This is a genomic window from Rhizobium etli CFN 42 (genome assembly GCF_000092045.1).
In the GTDB taxonomy this organism is placed as follows: domain Bacteria; phylum Pseudomonadota; class Alphaproteobacteria; order Rhizobiales; family Rhizobiaceae; genus Rhizobium; species Rhizobium etli.
Genome location: NC_007761.1, coordinates 2,763,616 through 2,780,355 on the forward strand (window position 1 = coordinate 2,763,616; position 16,740 = coordinate 2,780,355).

Annotated in this window: 16 protein-coding genes; 8 read left to right on the forward strand and 8 right to left on the reverse strand. The window is 61.6% G+C overall.

Features of this window, described 5'->3' with window-relative positions; translation table 11 throughout:
* From RHE_RS13565 to RHE_RS13580, 4 genes are all read left to right on the forward strand, one after another.
* A complete protein-coding gene (locus RHE_RS13565; protein ID WP_011425899.1) occupies window positions 1-339 on the forward strand; it encodes a slr1659 superfamily regulator in 339 nt (112 codons plus the stop codon).
* Window positions 340-790: 451 nt separating this feature from the next.
* Complete coding sequence (locus RHE_RS13570) at window positions 791-1,729, forward strand: sialate O-acetylesterase (RefSeq protein ID WP_011425900.1); 939 nt, start codon at window positions 791-793, stop codon at window positions 1,727-1,729.
* Between the two features lie 204 nt (window positions 1,730-1,933).
* Window positions 1,934-2,554: a hypothetical protein gene (locus RHE_RS13575; protein ID WP_011425901.1), complete on the forward strand. Its 621-nt coding sequence runs from the start codon at window positions 1,934-1,936 to the stop codon at window positions 2,552-2,554.
* A 724-nt stretch (window positions 2,555-3,278) separates the two neighbouring features.
* Complete coding sequence (locus RHE_RS13580; protein ID WP_011425903.1) at window positions 3,279-3,881, forward strand: hypothetical protein; 603 nt, start codon at window positions 3,279-3,281, stop codon at window positions 3,879-3,881.
* A gap of 18 nt (window positions 3,882-3,899) precedes the next feature.
* Here RHE_RS13580 and RHE_RS13585 read toward each other — a convergent pair whose 3' ends face one another.
* From RHE_RS13585 to RHE_RS13615, 6 genes are all read right to left on the reverse strand, one after another.
* On the reverse strand, window positions 3,900-4,208 hold the full coding sequence (locus tag RHE_RS13585; RefSeq protein WP_041678687.1) for an IS110 family transposase: 309 nt from the start codon (window positions 4,206-4,208) through the stop codon (window positions 3,900-3,902).
* 200 nt (window positions 4,209-4,408) lie between these two features.
* Entirely contained in the window at window positions 4,409-6,541 is a 2,133-nt protein-coding gene (locus RHE_RS13590; RefSeq protein WP_042118690.1) for a beta-galactosidase, read from the reverse strand.
* Window positions 6,542-6,554: 13 nt separating this feature from the next.
* Window positions 6,555-7,700 carry an ABC transporter ATP-binding protein gene (locus tag RHE_RS13595; RefSeq protein WP_042118693.1) on the reverse strand — a complete coding sequence of 382 codons (1,146 nt, stop codon included), beginning with the start codon at window positions 7,698-7,700 and terminating at the stop codon, window positions 6,555-6,557.
* A gap of 37 nt (window positions 7,701-7,737) precedes the next feature.
* Entirely contained in the window at window positions 7,738-8,589 is an 852-nt protein-coding gene (locus RHE_RS13600; RefSeq protein ID WP_011425907.1) for a carbohydrate ABC transporter permease, read from the reverse strand.
* The gene (locus RHE_RS13605) at window positions 8,589-9,473 is read right to left on the reverse strand and encodes a carbohydrate ABC transporter permease (RefSeq protein WP_011425908.1); all 885 of its coding nucleotides are present in this window, start codon (window positions 9,471-9,473) and stop codon (window positions 8,589-8,591) included. The genes RHE_RS13600 and RHE_RS13605 overlap by 1 nt, the downstream gene beginning before the upstream one ends.
* Window positions 9,474-9,824: 351 nt before the next feature.
* A complete protein-coding gene (locus RHE_RS13615; protein WP_011425909.1) occupies window positions 9,825-11,099 on the reverse strand; it encodes an ABC transporter substrate-binding protein in 1,275 nt (424 codons plus the stop codon).
* Between the two features lie 203 nt (window positions 11,100-11,302).
* Here RHE_RS13615 and RHE_RS13620 point away from each other — a divergent pair, with 203 nt between their 5' ends.
* The 3 genes from RHE_RS13620 to RHE_RS13630 all read left to right on the forward strand — a co-directional run bounded on the left by RHE_RS13620 (window position 11,303) and on the right by RHE_RS13630 (window position 13,537).
* Window positions 11,303-12,505, forward strand: a complete 1,203-nt coding sequence (locus RHE_RS13620) for an ROK family protein (protein ID WP_042118698.1) — start codon at window positions 11,303-11,305, stop codon at window positions 12,503-12,505.
* 226 nt (window positions 12,506-12,731) lie between these two features.
* Entirely contained in the window at window positions 12,732-12,998 is a 267-nt protein-coding gene (locus RHE_RS13625; protein WP_011425911.1) for a DUF2277 domain-containing protein, read from the forward strand.
* A gap of 152 nt (window positions 12,999-13,150) precedes the next feature.
* On the forward strand, window positions 13,151-13,537 hold the full coding sequence (locus RHE_RS13630; RefSeq protein WP_042119270.1) for a cupin domain-containing protein: 387 nt from the start codon (window positions 13,151-13,153) through the stop codon (window positions 13,535-13,537).
* A gap of 98 nt (window positions 13,538-13,635) precedes the next feature.
* Here RHE_RS13630 and RHE_RS13635 read toward each other — a convergent pair whose 3' ends face one another.
* Window positions 13,636-14,088: a DUF4168 domain-containing protein gene (locus RHE_RS13635; protein WP_011425913.1), complete on the reverse strand. Its 453-nt coding sequence runs from the start codon at window positions 14,086-14,088 to the stop codon at window positions 13,636-13,638.
* A gap of 173 nt (window positions 14,089-14,261) precedes the next feature.
* The gene (locus tag RHE_RS13640; RefSeq protein ID WP_011425914.1) at window positions 14,262-15,125 is read right to left on the reverse strand and encodes a DMT family transporter; all 864 of its coding nucleotides are present in this window, start codon (window positions 15,123-15,125) and stop codon (window positions 14,262-14,264) included.
* Window positions 15,126-15,307: 182 nt separating this feature from the next.
* On the opposite strand from RHE_RS13640, the gene RHE_RS13645 reads away from it, so the two are divergent.
* The gene (locus RHE_RS13645) at window positions 15,308-16,720 is read left to right on the forward strand and encodes an aminotransferase-like domain-containing protein (protein WP_042118702.1); all 1,413 of its coding nucleotides are present in this window, start codon (window positions 15,308-15,310) and stop codon (window positions 16,718-16,720) included.
* The last annotated feature ends 20 nt before the right edge of the window (window positions 16,721-16,740 follow it).

A 16,740-nucleotide genomic window follows, 5' to 3' on the forward strand; every position in this document is an offset into this window, starting at 1 on the left:
ATGGAAATCAGCGACGAAAACTTCCGCGTATGGGCGGAAAAAAACGAGGTGTATTTCGATGGCGTCTTCCGCCTGGCTGGCCCGGACGCCTATGCGCCGATCTATTCATTGATAACAGGCCTTCTCCATGAAGGGCACAAACAGGTGACGTTCGACCTGACGGGCCTCGAATTCCTGAATTCCTCGGGCATCAACCTCCTGGCAAAGCTGACGATCGAGGCTAGAAAGATGGGCGACCTCCTGCTCATCGTCAAAGGCACCCATCAACATCCGTGGCAGGCAAAGTCCCTCCCTAATCTGAAGAAGCTGCACCCGCTGCTCGAATTGCGGCTGGCGTAATCGGGCTTGAGCCGAGCCGCGGCATGGGTCCTCGGGCCAAGCCCGAGGACCCCGGAGATTGGGTCGGCGTCTCGCCAAACTTGGCAGGCCCGCATGCCGCATCTCGGATGGCGACCGGTGCTCCGCTCCCACGTTCTCGCCGCGCCGATCTGTGATCGCCTTTCCATGGACGAGCATAGGGAATTTGCTCCATGGAATTCATGCCGCATAGCACGATCTTTCACCCATCCGGATGATTGCAATCACCGGTCCGGACTATAGATTAGGGCAGGTTTTCGGCAACTCCATCGAAAATAGTCGTCGATTGGGGCTCGATCTTCGCGGCGAGCTCTTTTTGAAGAGCATGCCCGAGCAAGCAGATGTGGCTGGTATAGAGGAACCGTCATGGCTGGAGCAGCCTTGGTCGGTCCGTGGGCTTCATGTCGTCGGATGATGTTTAAAGGGTAACGACATGCGCAAAACAATGGCCGCCGGCCTGGCCGCCTTGATCGCCTTCTATGTTCTCGGCGGCATGAGCGCGAGACATGAGATCTTTCCCTGGCCACAACTTTCCGCGCTGAAGAAAATGATTAGCCCAGAGAAGGCGGCGGCTTCAAGCCGTTATACCTTCGACGACAAGGAACGACTCATCGCAGATGAATCAAAAACCGCGGTGACCTGCCCGACCCAAACTGATCGAACTGCTGTCCTACTCATTCTTGGCCAATCGAACGCGGCCAACTACGGTGGACAACGGCACCGGTCAGATTATGGCGCTCGCATTGTAAACGCCTTTGACAAACGGTGCTTCATCGCGGCGTCGCCACTTCTTGGATCGACTAATACCAAGGGAGAGTATTGGACGCTTCTTGCGAACAAATTGATCGGATCGGGACAAAATGACAGCGTCATCCTCGCACCTCTCGCATATGGCGGTTCAGAGGTCGCACGATGGGCGGCAGGCGGTGACCTCAATCCTGTGCTGGTCGACACAATGAAACAGCTTCAGGATTCCGGTTATCGGATAACGAGCGTCCTCTGGGTGCAGGGAGAGGCGGACCTCGTCATGGGCACCACTTCCGAGGCCTACCAGAAACATTTCATGTCAATGGTTGACACATTGCGTCAGCACGGCGTCGAAGCACCCGTTTACATTTCGATCGCATCGAAATGCCTGGAACCGAGCAATGGCGGCTTCAAGGAGCATATTCCGGACAATGCGATCGTACGGGCGCAACTGGCCCTGTCAAAAAGCGGTCACGGTATCCGAGAGGGCGTCAATTCTGACGCGTTACTCGACGGAGATGACCGCTACGACGATTGCCATATCGGGGGCTCAGGCGCCGAGAAAGTGTCGCAGGCCTGGCTGAACCTTCTGCGTGGCGAGAGCCACCTGGAAAGCTCGCGATAGTCTTCCCTGAACCGTTTCGCGACTTCGCGAGCTTCGACCAAGGCCGCCGCCCGCACGCCGCGTCTCGGATGTTTCCTTAGGACCATAGCCGGGGCCTATCGCCGGACCTCAGTCCGATGTGCAACGCTCGACCGCAATCTATTCTTCACATCTGGTTAGTCGTGCAGCTGCACGGCACCTGATGCTCTGATTCGGAGGAATACAATGCGGATAGCAACCTTAGCGTCCCTGGCCGTACTTTCGCTGACGCTTGCAGCAAGCCCGGCAACGATTGCGGGGCTCGACTTGAGCGCGCTGGCGAAGGACGGCGGAAACGGCGGCGGCAATGGTAGTGGCAACGGCGGCGGCCACGGAAACGGTGGCGGCGACAACAGCGGTTCAAACCATGGCAACTCCAACTCGTCAGCCGTGAGAGGCAAATCGTCCGAGGCACCGGGCAAGTCCAAATCGGGCAAGTCAGACACCGCAGCCATCAGCACGAAAGAGAAGAACCTGTCGGCGCAGCTTGCGGGCCTGAATTCCTTGAAACGCAACTACAGGGCGCTGATGCACACATCGGACCCGCGCATGGCTGCCATATCGGCCTATGCCGTGGCCTATGCCCAGTATGAAATCGACAACGGTATCGAGCCTGCGGCCGACGATCCCCTGCTCGGCGATCAGGCGCTGGAGGACGCGTTGGCTTCCGCAACGAAAAACGGTCAGGTCAGCCCGGCGGTCCTGGATGAAGCCAAGACCATTCTCGGGGTTGGCGATGCCGACGGCAAGATTGATCAGATCCGCACCTCGCTGGAGAACGCCGTGTCGGCGACGTCAGACGAATAGCCACCTGGCGAGATGTGAGAGGTGCGCAGCCGACATTGCTTCGCACCGAACTACGAGAGCATTTCCGTTTCTCTCTGCGTCCGGAAATGCTCTTTTTTTGCCAATTTCCAGCCACGTCCTTATCGGCCATTACGCATTCGCCAGCTCAGCTCTCAGATAGGCAAAGGTCTCACTCACATAGTCAGCGAGGGACTTGCGTCCCTGCTCTTCCGCCCAGCGGTCGACCGCAAGGCGCAACGCGCCGACGAAAGCCCGCAACCATGCGCCACGCCCGGCGTCGTTGCGTCCGCGGCCAGATTTCGCACCGCACCTCGCATGCCGCCAGCTTGCAAGGAGCAGCGCTGCGGCGCATGCTTCCAGGCTCCGCCCTCTCGGGCTGCACACATCCCCGCATGAGGAATGTTGGAGAATGCCACTTCTGGGCGAGGACGTTGCCCCAACTCCCCATCCCTGTGCTCCTCACAGGGAACCAGCGCGCCCACGGCCTTGGGCACGCAGGTGTTAAGCTTCCTTTTTGACGATATCTTTTGCTTTGGGTCTGGTGGGAATTGTCAAACATTGTGTCGGTTGTGGGCGGTAGCAGTTGGCGGATTATTGCAGAAGAATGCGTATCGGCCGGTTCATGATCTGGATGAAGACTGCGGAGTGGATGGGACGGCTTGACCAAGAGGGAGCAATTTCACCCAAGCTGCACGGTAGCGGACTTGGATGAGGGGAATCTGGGATGTCGATCTTGCTAAAAAGCGTGTCGCTACTGGCCGGAATAACATTCTCGGTACCAGCCTTTGGCGATTGCTTAACCGCTAAAGAAACCAAACGGGGCGTGCTGCTGACCAGAGAAGCGCCTTTCTATTCCGTATTCTACAAGCCGGACGGCCCGGGCCTCACCGAACAACGGCTGATGGAGCGCGATGGTTCACTGCAGCCGGTGTCGGCTGTATATCTGCACCCCTTGCTCGTCGAAAAGAGAGTTAGTGCCAGCGGGACGCATGAGCTGAAATACGCGAATGCGATTGCGTTAGACAATTTACCAGAGAAGAAGAACTGGCAATCCGGCACGACGCTTTTCATCAACGGCAAAAAATCCGTTTCCGGCACGACTTTTATTAGGTTCGACGGCTTGGGAGAGGAAACGATTGCATCTTGTTCCTACAAAGTTTGGGCCATCAACAGCCGTCTGGAACTGACGGAATTGCCTCCGATTATTTTCGAACAATACTATTCCCCCGAGCTTCATCTCGTTCTTCGTTCGGTGAGGTTAGGCCACTCCAACAGGCCGTTGAACGAGCTTCGATTTGATCGATTTCAAATTGGCTGGGGCAACTAGGGGGACATTGTGTTCCCTCTATCGTCCCAGGAAGCCTGCTCGCAGGCGCGGGCAGACATGCGCGCGCAACGGATCGACCACGGCGACGGCAAAGCCATCGAGCCAAAGCGCGATGGGCAGGTCGATGGAACTTGCCTCCATCACGATGCTTTTGGGACGATGCCTGGCCAGCAGCCGTTTCAGCTGGCCGATGCCGGCCTTGTCATTGCTAATCCGCCGGCCTTCGCCCAGCGGATGCAGATGAACATCCAGCCACTCTTTACTCACGTCCACACCGGCAGAAACTACCGGCATCGCGTCTCCTTGGAACGAAACCTTGCCTTGCATGCGGGACTTGCTCCCCATCATCTGTTCGGGACAAACGCGAGGACGGCCGGACCAATCTCATCCCGGTTCAAGCCAAGGGGCCTGCGGTCCCGGCCGTCCGCACTCCGGCGGATGGCCATCCGCCGGAGTGCGGACCGATCATCCAACAATCAGCGCGAATTGAACATGCAAGGGGCCACACTAGGCCTTTCCCTATCGCCTCACCCCTCCAACTCCACAATCGCACACCCATACCCCTGAAGCTCCAGCCTGCCCGTCACCTTCTTCTCCCCATCCAGCAGATCCCGCCCGGCAGGCACCCCGCCCACCGTCACCGCCTGATCCATATAATTCTGCACAAACAGCAGCCGCCGCTCGTCGTTCATCCGCATCGTCACCTCCACGCCCTCGGGCAACCCGCCGACCAGCGGCTCCACGCCTGCCGGTGCAAACAGCCGTTCGGTCAGCGCCTCGGTCAGCTCAGGCGTGAGATAAGTGCCGAGATAGACCACCTGCCCCTTGCCGATCTTGCGGGAGGTCGCCATCGGTTGGCCTTCGGCGTAGCGGTTGGACCAGATGGCGATCACCTCGACGTCGGGGTCAATGGTGAGGTTTTCGTAGAAATGGCCGGCGGTCATTTCGCGGTTGCCAATCTTGAAGCGGCGTTGGCGGCGGTTGCTTTCGGCGGGCTTGTTCGGCGGGATGACAAGGCCGCCGGAGCGTTCCATCACGTCGAAGAGGCCGTTGGCGCCGGGGGCGGCGAGACGGCCGAAATCTTCGACGCGCACGCCCGTCAGCTTCGAAAGCGCGGTGCCGGGAGCGGTTTCGCGGATGACGTGATTATCCTCGTTGCGCGTGCCGGTGCGCGCGCCGATGATGACGGTGCCGCCTGACACAGCGAAGGCTTCGAGCTTGTCTGTCCATTCGTCCTTCCACATCACCCAATGGGGGACGTAGAAGAGCTTCAGCCTGGAAAGATCGTCCTCGGGGTGGATGAAGCCGCAGGCGATGCCGCGATCGTAGCAGTGCTGATGCAGCAGGATCGCGTCGTCCTGCGGGCTCGGCAGGCCGATCGGATAGGTCTTGTGGGCTTCCTGATTGTCGAAATCGGAGCCGGCGATGCCGACATCCATGCGGACAAAGGTGCCGAGGATCTTGGGCTGCAGCGCCGTCATTTCGTTCGCAAAGCGCTTGGCCTCCTCATAGCGATGGCGGCCGATATCGTCATGGTCGATGATACCCATCCAATAGATTTCGGCGCCGAAATGGGCGGGCCGCCAGCGGAAGAACATCAGACCGTCGGCACCGTGGGCGACCGAGGAGAGCGCCATGCGGCGCAGCTCGCCCGGCTCCGGTGTCAGCGTGCAGAAGCCCGGCTGGCTGCCGAAGCCCGATTGCTGCTCGGGCACGATGTAATTGCCGGAGAAGCCGCGGCAGATATCGAGGTGCAGCGCCTGCACCTTGGCGTGGTTGCCGAGCCGTTGGAACTCGTCATAGAGCATCGGGTAGATGTCATAGCCGACGAAATCGAGATCCTTGCTGAACTGGCCGCGGAAATCGATGTCCCGCAAGCCGCCGAGGTTGTGGAAGACGAACCAGGAGGGTTTGACTGCGCGCAGGATCTCGACCTGGTCGTGCTGGAAGCGCGCGGTGGAGAAGGCGAGGAAGCGGTGGTAATCCTGCAGATGGCCGGGGCTCGGAAAGGTCGGGCCGAATTCGATCGGCAGCACCACCTGGTCGAAGCTGTCATAGGCCGTCGCCCAGAAATCGCCGCCCCAGGCGGCGTTGAGCTTCGCAATCTCGCGATATTTATCAGCGAGAAAGGTCTGGAATTCGGTGAGCGTCGCCTTGGAAAAGCTCTCCGGCATGCTGGTGTTGAGCTCGTTATCAGTCTGCCAGCCGACGACGAAGGGGTTGCCGCGATAATGCTCGGCCATCGCGCGGGTGATGCGCTTGCTGTATTCGCGGAAGACGGGGCTTGCCGTGTCGCAGTGCTGGCGCGAGCCATGGCTCATCGGCCGGCCCTTGCCGTCCACCCTTAAAATCTCAGGATGGGCCGCGGTCAGCCAGCGCGGCGGCGTGGCGGTCGGCGTGCACATGATGGTGTCGATGCCGTGGCGCCCGAGGATTGCTATGGCGCGGTCGAACAGGTCGAAATCATAGGTGCCGAGCTTGGGTTCCAGAATGTGCCAGGCGAATTCGGCCATGCGCACGACATTGAAGCCGGCTTTCGCCATGCGCTCGGCGTCGCGCTCCCAATAGCTCTCGTCGACATGCTCGGGATAATGCGGCGCGCCGACGAGGAAGCGGTCGGTCTTGACGGGGTTCCATACGGAGAGGGTCTTGTCGGGCACGGGCGGTCTTTCCTTATTTGTCGAGGATGGTCTTGCGGGCGCTGATCGTGCGGCCGCCGTCGGGAGAGAAGAGATAGAGCTCGTTCGCATCGAGCTTCAACGCCACCTTCTGCCCAGCGGCGAAGGGCGCGACGTAGGAAAGTTGCGCGGTGATGTTGCCGGTGCCGCTTTCCGACGCGATGGTGCGGAGATTGCCGGCATCGACATAGAGAATGGTCTCGCGGCCGAGATGCTCGACGAGGCGGACTTCGCCATGGATGGCTCCGCCCTCGCTGCCTTCGGCGACCACCGAGATCGCCTCCGGCCGCACGCCGAGCGTCAGGCTGGTTCCCTTCGCCAGCGCCGTCGGCTGGGCAAGCTCCACCGTCAGGGCCGCAAGGCCGGGCGCGGAGACCGTCACGCTGCGGCCGGATGTGTCGTCGAGGGTGACGGCGAGGAAATTCATTCTGGGCGCGCCGAGGAAGCCGGCGACGAAGAGATTGTCGGGGTTGCGGTAAAGCTCCAGCGGCGAACCGAGCTGCTCGATGATCCCCTTGTTCAACACGACGATGCGGCTTGCCATGGTCATCGCCTCCACCTGGTCGTGGGTGACATAGACCATGGTAGCGCCGAGCTCGGCATGCAGGCTGCTCAGTTCGACGCGCATCTGGGTGCGCAGCGCCGCATCGAGGTTCGACAGCGGCTCGTCAAATAGGAAAACCTCGGGCGAACGGGTGATCGCCCGGCCGATCGCCACGCGCTGCCGCTGGCCGCCGGAAAGCTGCTTCGGCCGCTTGTCCAACTGGTCGTCGATGCGCAGGATCTTGGCGGCGCGAGCGACCGCCGCCTCGATTTCGGCTTTGGGGCGCTTGGCCATACGCAGGCCAAAGCCCATATTCTCCGCCACCGTCATATGCGGATAGAGCGCATAGGACTGGAAGACCATGGCAATACCACGATCGCCCGGTTCCTGCCGGCTCACATCGCGGCCGTTGATCAGGATCTGGCCTGAGGAGATCGCCTCCAGGCCGGCGATGCTCTTCAAGAGCGTGGACTTGCCGCAGCCGGATGGCCCGACCATGACGATGAACTCGCCTTGCGCAACCGAAAGATCGATGCCGCGCAGCGCATGATAGGCGCCGTAATTCTTGTTGATCTCTCGAAGTTCGAGACTGGTCATGTCCTGGCCCTCTCTTGTTGAAACGGAAGACGCGCGCTCATCCCTTCACCGCGCCCATGGTGAGGCCGGCGATGAAATGCCGCTGCATCAGAAAGAACATCACGACGGGCGGCACGGCGACGACGATCGTGCCTGCCGAAACCAGGTTCCAGGCTGAGACCCACTCGCCGCGAAGATTGGCAAGACCCGCCGTCACCGGCTTGACGCTGTCGCTGACGGTCAGCACCACGGCCCAGAAATAGTCATTCCAGACGAAGGTGAAGATCAGGATGGCGAGCGCGGCAAGTGCCGGCCGCACCAGCGGGATCACCACATGGATGAGCGTCTGGAAGGGCGAAGCCCCTTCCGCCCGCGCCGCCTGGAACAGCTCGTCTGGCAATGCCGCGATGAAATTGCGCATGAAGAGCGTCGCGAACCCGGTCTGGAAGGCGACGTGGAAGATGATCAGCGCCACCGTGGTATCGATCAGGTCGAGGCGCACCATCAGGTCGCGCACCGGGATCATCATGATCTGGTGCGGCAGGAAATTGCCGCCGACGAAGAGCGCGAAGATCAGCATGTTGCCGGGAAAGCGGTAGCGCGACAGGACGAAGCCCGCGAGCGTCGAGAGCGTCAGCACGCCGATGACCGAGGGAATGGTGATAATCAGGCTGTTCAGGAAATAGCGCGCCATCGGCGTGTCGGTGAAGACGGCCCGGTAATTGTCGATGAGGCCGATCTCGGTCGGCCAGCCCCAGAGATTGCCGCCCATAACATCCGCCGTCGAGCGGAAGGAAGTGAGGATGATCGCAAAGAGCGGGCAGAGCCAGAGGATGAGCACGAGGACGACGGCCGAGACATAGAGCCGGCGCTGCCAGATCGCGCTTTCGGGAATGGGACGAGGATACATCAGCCTCCCCTCTCTTCGCTGCGGATGATGTGGGTGAGATACCAGGCGATAAAGACGGCCATGATCACGAAGAGCACCGAGGCAATCGCCGCGCCATAGCCGAAGCGGTAGGAGAAGATCGACTGCTCGTACATCTGGTAGGCGAGCACCGAAGACGAGCCGAACGGCCCGCCCGCGGTCATCACCGAGATCATGTCGAAGGAGCGCAGCGCGCCGACGACAGTCACCGCAATGGCGATGAAGGTGACTTGCGTCAGCTGCGGCAGCACGATGTGGCGCAGCATGTTCCAGCCCCTCGCCCCATCGACGCGCCCTGCCCCGATCAGCTCTTCGCTCAAATTGTTGAGGCCGGCGAGATAGAGCACCATACAGAAGGTGATCTGCGGCCACAGCGCCGCGATGACGATCGCGAAGGTGACGAAATGCTCATCGGAGAGCACTGCCGGCGCCACTGCCCCGAAGGCCCGGAAGATCAGCGCCAGCAGCCCGAAGTCCGGCGTATAGACCCAGGTGAAGACGACGCCCACCGTCACCGAGGCCAGCACCAGCGGAATGAAGAACAGTGATTTCAGGAAGCGCATGCCTGCGATTTTCTGGTTGACCAAGAGCGCGATGGCGAGCCCGATCGGCGGTGCCGCCATGAACATGACGAGCCAGATCAGATTGTTCTTCAACGACACGTAGAATTGCGGATCGTTATAGAGCTCGATGTAATTGCCGAGCCCGATCCACACCATCGGCCCGAACCCATCCCACTCGTGAATGCTGATCCAGACGCTGCGCACCGCCGACAACAGGATGACAGTGAAAAACAGCGCGATCGCAGGCGCGATGAGCAAAGTCGGGGTAAGCCACCAACGCTGGCGGCGCCATAATGTCTGCATCTCTGGAGCCTCAAATTACCTTGGGAGCGGGCTGATGCCCACCAACACCGCTAACAAGATCGGGCCACTCCCTCCTTCGTCATGCTCGGGCTTGTCCCGAGCATCTGCCCCCCTCCGATAGGGCAGCAGATCCTCGGCACAAGGCCGAGGATGACGTCGAGGGAGAGGCGGGCGTCGCGGGGCGACGCCCTCGGTTCGCTGGCAAAGCCCGCCAACCCCTCCTCCGTCATGCTCGGGCTTGTCCCGAGCATCTACCCCCTTCGATAGGGCAGCAGATCCTCGGCACAAGGCCGAGGATGACGTCGAGTGAAGAGTACGGCCGTCAACAAGCCGGGAGCGATCCGCCACCCTTCAAATCTTATAAATCCGCTTCCGCGTCCCCTCGAGCCGCGTCAGGATGGCCTTACGCCGGTCGGGCTTGGCCATGAACTCCTGGAAGCCGACGAGGCCGGCCTGGGCCATGTCCGGGTCGCTGTCGCGGTCGTAATATTGCGAGGTGCCCTGCACCGTCTTCATCGTCTCGACAGCGATATTGACGAGCGGATCCTTACTCGGCGGCAGGTCGTGGCGCGGCGGCACGTTGCCGCCCGGTTCTAGATAGGCCGCCAGGTTCTCCGGCTTGTAGAAATAGGCGAGGAAATCGCGCGCGCCCTGCTTGTTCTTCGCCTTGGCGGGGATATGAACCGAATTGACCGAGAACTCCTCGAAACGGCCGATCTTCGGATCGAGCACCGGGAAGGTTGCGTAGGCGAGCTGCGGCAGGTCCGCTTCGGTGAAGGCCGAACGCAGGAAGGCGCCGAGGTTCATGATGCCGGCCTTCTTCTGGGCCAGAAGTGCTGCGGCCTCCTGCCAGCCGAAAGAGGTATGGTTCGGGGTGAAGAAGCCCTTCGAAATCATCGCCTCCCAGTGGTCGAAGACCGGCGTCAGCGCCGGATCGAGATAGCTCATCTCGCCGTTCATCAGCGCCATGTGCCTGTCGAGCCCGTTGATGCGCAGATTCATCTGATCGAACCAGCCGGCCGCCGGCCACAATTCCTTGGTGCCGATCGCAACCGGGGTGATGCCGGCCGCCTTGCACTTGTCGCCATAGGCCAGGAACTCGTCGGCCGTCTTCGGCACGGTCAGGCCGTATTGATCGAACACGTCCTTGCGATAGAACATGCCCCAGAGCGTGCCGCCGGTGGGCAGGCCGTACTGCTTGCCGTCATCGGTGACGGCGCCGGCCGTGGCACCCAGCACGTCCTTGTACTTCTCCTTCGCGAAGAGGTCGGAAATATCGTCGAAAAGGCCGCGCTTGACGAAGGCGCGCATGCGGTTGCCCGAAAACCAGAAGCAGATGTCGGGCGCGCCGGCAACGAGATAGTTGCGGATCGCCGTCTTGTGCGCCTCGTGGTCCATATTGTTGATGACGACGTTGACACCGGCTTCCTTGCCGAAGCCCGCCGCGATCGACTTCAGTGCATCGAGCGCCGCGCCGTTATTCTCAGACGAGATGACGGTGACTTCCTGCGCCTGCGCGATCGCAGGCATCGGAAAGCTGCCCGTGACCACTGCCGCCGAAACCACGCCCGCCCCTTTCAGGAAGCTTCTGCGGGTGGTTGAGGGAAAATGCTTTAAGAATACCATTGAATTCCTCCCGGTTGATCGATCAACACCGCCTGGCCCGAGCCGCCTCCTCCTTGGAGCGCGCTCGGTCAGGCATTCAACGCGCCGATCCGGTGCCCTGACCTCCAACGTACAATCCCGCTGGCTCTGTTGATCGGCGGCCGAACTTATGCATAGATTGTGCAAGCCCGCAATAATTAATTTACAAAATTAAGGAATTCATCGTGAAGCTGAAAGGCGACCAGACCACGGCGAGAGCCATGAACCGACGCCTCATCCTCAACCTTCTCCGCCGCGAGGGGCCGAGGAGCCGCGCCGATATCGCGACGGTGATTGGCTTGAGCCCAGCCGCCGTCACCTTCGTCGTCGCCGATCTGCTGGAGGAAGGCATCGTCACCGAAGGCAAGGCAGTGCCGGGGCCTGCAGGCCGCCGCCCGATCCCGGTCGAGATCAATTACGAGCACTCGCTCGCCGTCGGTTTCAAGCTGATGGTGGATTCGGTGGAGTGTGTCGCGACCGACCTCGCCACCAACCCCGTCGCCGCCATGCGCGTCGGCCTGGAGGGCCATGATCCCGATTATGTCGCCGATCTCCTGGCGGGCACCGTGCCCGAACTGGTCAAGCTCGCCGGCCGCCCGAAGGCCAAGCTCGCCGGCATTGGCATCTCCATGCCCGGCGTCATCAACCACGAGCAGACCGCCTGCGTGCGCAGTCACCGCTTTAAATGGGATAATGTTCCGCTGGCCTCGCTGGTGGCAAGCCGCGTCCACGTGCCGGTTTGGCTGGAGGACGATACCAACGCCTATGCCATCGCCCAGCAGCTCTTCGGCCTCGGGCGCCAGCACCGCAACATGGCGGTTCTCGCTGTCGGCGTCGGCATTAGCTGCGCCCTGGTCATCGACGGCAAGCTATATCGCGGCGCCAATGGCGCGGCCGGCAAGTTCGGCCACACGCTGTTCGAGGAGAACGGCCGCCTCTGCGAATGCGGCAAGCGCGGCTGCCTGATGGCTTATCACTCCGAGCTCTCGATGCTGCGCCGCTGGCGCGAAACGACCGGCCGCGACGAACTCGGCCTCCCCGAACTCCGCGAAGCGCTTTCATCAGGCGACGCGACCGCCACCACCCTCGTCGCCGAATCAGGCCGCGGCATCGGCACCGCCCTCGCCAACCTCGTCAACATCACCGACCCCGAAGTCGTCGTCGCCGGCGGCGAAGCCGTCTCGCTTGGCGATCCGTTCCTTAACCCCCTCCGCGAAGCCCTCTCCGCCCGCACCTTCCGCGCCGCCCCGCCCCTCCTCCCCGACTGGGAAGACAACTCCTGGGCGCGGGGAGCGGCGGCGCTGGTGACGCAGAAGATCTTCGACTTCGAATCATCCGGCGGCGTGACGGATATTGCGAGGCTGGGCGTCAGAGGTTCGGCGGCTTAAGAAAAGAGCGACGAGTTGTCCTGCCTGACAGGTGCTGCCATGTAGCCGTCGAATCCTATATAAGCCGCCCTCTTCGCGAGACGCTGGCCGCCCCGAGCTATCCCGAACGAGTTTTAATCGGCGTACCGCTTCCGCGTGGCCCGGTTGCAATTCCCGTTTACGCGATTACTTTTTTTGCTGGGAGTAAATTTCCGTCGGTGACAACAAGAAATGACCGGAGCAAGCCATGTGCCGTAACATAAAACCTCTGTTCAATTTCGATCCGCCGGCGACGGACGAGGAGATTCATGATGCCGCGCTCCAGTTCGTGCGCAAGCTCAGCGGAACGACCAAGCCGTCAAAGCGCAATGAGGCCGTGTTCGAACGCGCGGTCAGTTCGATTGCTGCTTGCGCCCGCGAATTGCTCGTTTCACTGGAGACATCCCAACCGCCGCGCGATCGCGAGGAAGTAGCGGCGAAGGCGCGCGCGAGATCCGCGATGCGGTTTGCGTAAGAAAATCCTCGCTTGCAGGAAATCTTAGGCGGTCTGCAGATACACAAGCTTACAAAATGGCAGGTTTCCCGACACATGCCTGGTTCAATCATCGACTGAAATGGCGACACGGCCAACGAGCCGGAAACGATCAATTCAGGAAGAATGACACGATGAAAATGATCCAGGCTATGGCGCTCGCCCTTCTCCTCGGCGGCGCGGCGGCGGCGCATGCGGAGCAGCCGATAGAACGCACCGACCTCATCAAGAACGATATCCACGTGCCGGGCCACGAGGTCGTCCAGGTGCGCGTTGACATCGCTCCGGGCGTGCTCGCACCGAACCACTCGCATCCCGGCGAAGAGGTCGCTTACGTTCTCGAGGGGACTCTGGAATATCGGCTCGACGGCGGGGAGCCGGTGACGCTCAAGGCTGGCCAGTCCCTGTTCATCCCCTCCGGCGTAGTGCACTCGGCAAAGAACGTCGGCAGCGGCAGGGCTTCGGAGTTGGCGACCTATATCGTTCGCAAGGGCGAGGCGCTGGTCGTGCCCACCAGGTGAGGCCGTCAGGATTGGGGCGGGCGCAGGCAGCGCTCGCTGCCGGGATTTCTAGCCGCCCGCCCCTCGTGTGACTTGAGGACGATGCAGGAGTGCGCTGTCTATTGCTGCTGTTGCGACTGCGCAGGCGGCGGTGTGCCGATCTTGTCCAGAACCTTCTTGGCCAGGGCCGGGTCGCTCTGCGCCGCCGTCAGGATAGAGGAGTACTCCTCGACAGAGATCGCGTTGGAGGCTTTGACGGTATCGACCATCTGCTTCTTGGCCTCCTCCTGCAACTTTTGCTTGGCGGCTTCGTCCTTCGTCGCGTCGATCTTGGCCGAATATTCCTGCCTGACCTTATCGACCTGCACATAGGCAACGGCAAAGGCCTCGAGTTTCTGATCACTGACGGGGGCAGCCGCACCGGTACCACCCTGTCCTTGCATCGGCGCCTGGCCCTGTGCCGGCGGCTGCTGTTGCGCCTGGGCAAGCTCGGCCGCGGATGCCGGGCTGAGAGCCAGCAGACTGAACACCGCGGCTGTCATCGTTGCGAGGGATGTGTAACGAGTGATCATTTTCATTCCTTTTCCGGTGATTTTGGACGGCAGCAAGACCGCCTCGGTCGATCGCTCAGCCGCTTAAAAGGCTGGCGAGGTCGCAACGATGAAGCCTGAAAAGGGCTCAGTGCGGCGATAACAGGGCCATTTGCTGACGATTGAGCGGCAGCTTTGTGGCCCGAAGTCAGCCGCTACTTCGCAAACTTTCGTGCGCCCATCACGCAGAGAATAACGGCGACCGTCACGCCAAGCATCGCCCACGTCACTGGCTCGTGCAGTAGGGTGGCGGCGAGCGCCAGGCCGAAGAAGGGCTGGAGCAGCTGCAGCTGGCCGACGGCGGCAATGCCGCCCTGCGACAGGCCGCGATACCAGAAGATGAAGCCGATCAGCATCGAAAACAGCGAGACATAGGCAAGGCCGACGAGCGCCGGAGTTTCGATGCCGGCAAAACTTGCCGGTCGGTAAAGAAACGCGACCGCGAGCATTACCGGCAGCGACAGCACCAGCGCCCAGGAGATTACCTGCCAGCCGCCGAGCGTGCGCGACAGCCTGCCGCCTTCGGCATAGCCGAGGCCGCAGACGAGGACGGCCGCCAGCATCAGGAGATCGCCGAGCGGCGACGCGCTCAGCCCCTGTGTCAAGGCAAAACCCGCCACCAGCGCACTGCCGAGAATGGAGAAGAGCCAGAAGGCCGGCCTTGGCCGCTCGCCGCCGCGGATGACACCGAACGTCGCCGTGGCCAGCGGCAGGAGACCAATGAAGACGATGGAATGGGCCGAAGTGACATGCTGCAGCGCCAGCGCCGTCAGCAGCGGAAAGCCCACCACGACGCCGAGCGCGACGACGACAAGCGAGACGATATCGCGCCCCGACGGCCGCTTTTCACGAAAGGCAATCAGCAGGCAGAGCGCCAAAGCCCCGGCGATCGCCGCGCGCGCGACGGTTAGAAACACGGGATCGAACTGCGCCACCGCAACACGGGTCGCCGGCAGCGAACCGCTGAAGATCACCACGCCGATCAAGCCGTTGATCCATCCTGCCGTCATGCGTTCCATTCTGCACTCTTCCTTCCAGACGCCTGCCGTCCAAACCGCCCCCGGCTCTTGAACGACAAGCATGAAAACAACGACTTGAGGCACGTCACCTGAATCAAATTCGCGGCGACGCGCTGCGACCTTTATCGGTCAGGACGGATGGCCAGGACAGTGACAGTCTGATACGATTTCGACAAACTGTTATGGTTCGGAAAGCAATACAGATGAACGAAGAACAGGCAGGACGCACGCGCGTCGAGACGGTGGTCGCGACAATACGCCAACGCATTGCCGGACGCAGCCTGACGCCGGGTGCGAGACTGCCCTCGGTGCGTGGGCTGGCAGCCAGCATGAAGCTGTCGACATCGACCGTCGTCGATGCCTATGAGCGCCTGGTCGCCGAAGGCGCGATCCTGGCGAGACCAGGCTCCGGCTTCTACGTCGCCAACCAGGCAGCGCCCTTTGCGCTTGCCGAAACCGGGCCGAAACTCGACCGCGCCGTCGATCCGTTCTGGATATCGCGGCAATCGCTGGAGGCCGGCGAGAGTGACCTGAAGCCCGGCTGCGGCTGGCTGCCGCCCGCCTGGCTGCCGGGCGAAGCGATGCGCCGCGGGCTCAGAACGCTTTCCCGCGCCGATGGGCCGGCGCTTGCCGATTACGGCCAGCCGCTCGGCCTGCCGCCACTGCGCCAGCTGATTTCGCGGCGCATGGGCGAACGCGGCATCGAAGCCTCGCCGGATCAGATCATGCTGGTCGAATCCGGCACCCAGGCAATCGATCTGCTTTGCCGATTTCTGCTGGAGCCGGGCGACACGGTGCTGGTCGACGACCCCTGCTACTTCAACTTCCATGCGCTGCTGCGCGCCCATCGGGCCAAGATCGTCGGCGTGTCCTACACCCCGTCCGGCCCCGATATCGACCAGTTTGCCCAAGTCGTCGCTCATGAGCGGCCGCGGCTCTACATAACCAACTCCGCCATTCACAACCCTACCGGCGCGGTTCTTTCCCCCGTGACGGCCCACCGGCTTCTGAAACTTGCCGACCAGTTCGACCTCACCATCATCGAGGACGATATCTTCGCCGATTTCGAATATTCGCCGGCGCCTCGCCTTGCCGCCTTCGACGGGCTCGAGCGGGTCATCCACATCGGCAGCTTTTCGAAGACCTTGTCGGCCTCCGCCCGCTGCGGCTTCGTCGCCGCAAAACCGGAATGGATCGACGGCCTGACCGATCTCAAGATCGCCACCTCCTTCGGCGGTGGCCGGCTGACGGCCGAACTCGTGCTGAACGTCTTGAGCGATGGCAGCTATCGCAAACATATGGAGACGCTGAGAAACAGGCTTTCCCGGGCGATGGGCGAGGTCTCGGCCCGGCTGAAGGGTCTGGGAATAACGCCCTGGCTGGAGCCCCAGGCCGGCATGTTCCTTTGGTGCCGTCTGCCGGGCGGCGTCGATGCGGCCGATGTGGCGCGGGCCGCGTTAGAAAGGAAGATCGTGCTGGCCCCCGGAAACGCTTTCAGCCTGTCGCAGTCGGCCACGAATTTCATGCGGTTCAATGTGTCGCAGACGCTGGATGCGAGAGTGTTTGCGGTGTTGGGCGATGTGTTGGGGAGGTAGAGGGGATGCAAGGTAGCCGC

Coding starts and splice junctions, on each gene's coding strand:
- RHE_RS13625 (WP_011425911.1), top strand. CDS start 12,732: ATGTGCCGTAACATAAAACCTCTGTTCAATTTCGATCCGCCGGCGACG.
- RHE_RS13595 (WP_042118693.1), bottom strand. CDS start 7,700: ATGACCAGTCTCGAACTTCGAGAGATCAACAAGAATTACGGCGCCTAT.
- RHE_RS13630 (WP_042119270.1), top strand. CDS start 13,151: ATGAAAATGATCCAGGCTATGGCGCTCGCCCTTCTCCTCGGCGGCGCG.
- RHE_RS13585 (WP_041678687.1), bottom strand. CDS start 4,208: ATGCAAGGCAAGGTTTCGTTCCAAGGAGACGCGATGCCGGTAGTTTCT.
- RHE_RS13615 (WP_011425909.1), bottom strand. CDS start 11,099: ATGGTATTCTTAAAGCATTTTCCCTCAACCACCCGCAGAAGCTTCCTG.
- RHE_RS13605 (WP_011425908.1), bottom strand. CDS start 9,473: ATGCAGACATTATGGCGCCGCCAGCGTTGGTGGCTTACCCCGACTTTG.
- RHE_RS13645 (WP_042118702.1), top strand. CDS start 15,308: ATGGTTCGGAAAGCAATACAGATGAACGAAGAACAGGCAGGACGCACG.
- RHE_RS13640 (WP_011425914.1), bottom strand. CDS start 15,125: ATGGAACGCATGACGGCAGGATGGATCAACGGCTTGATCGGCGTGGTG.
- RHE_RS13635 (WP_011425913.1), bottom strand. CDS start 14,088: ATGATCACTCGTTACACATCCCTCGCAACGATGACAGCCGCGGTGTTC.
- RHE_RS13575 (WP_011425901.1), top strand. CDS start 1,934: ATGCGGATAGCAACCTTAGCGTCCCTGGCCGTACTTTCGCTGACGCTT.
- RHE_RS13600 (WP_011425907.1), bottom strand. CDS start 8,589: ATGTATCCTCGTCCCATTCCCGAAAGCGCGATCTGGCAGCGCCGGCTC.
- RHE_RS13565 (WP_011425899.1), top strand. CDS start 1: ATGGAAATCAGCGACGAAAACTTCCGCGTATGGGCGGAAAAAAACGAG.
- RHE_RS13580 (WP_011425903.1), top strand. CDS start 3,279: ATGTCGATCTTGCTAAAAAGCGTGTCGCTACTGGCCGGAATAACATTC.
- RHE_RS13570 (WP_011425900.1), top strand. CDS start 791: ATGCGCAAAACAATGGCCGCCGGCCTGGCCGCCTTGATCGCCTTCTAT.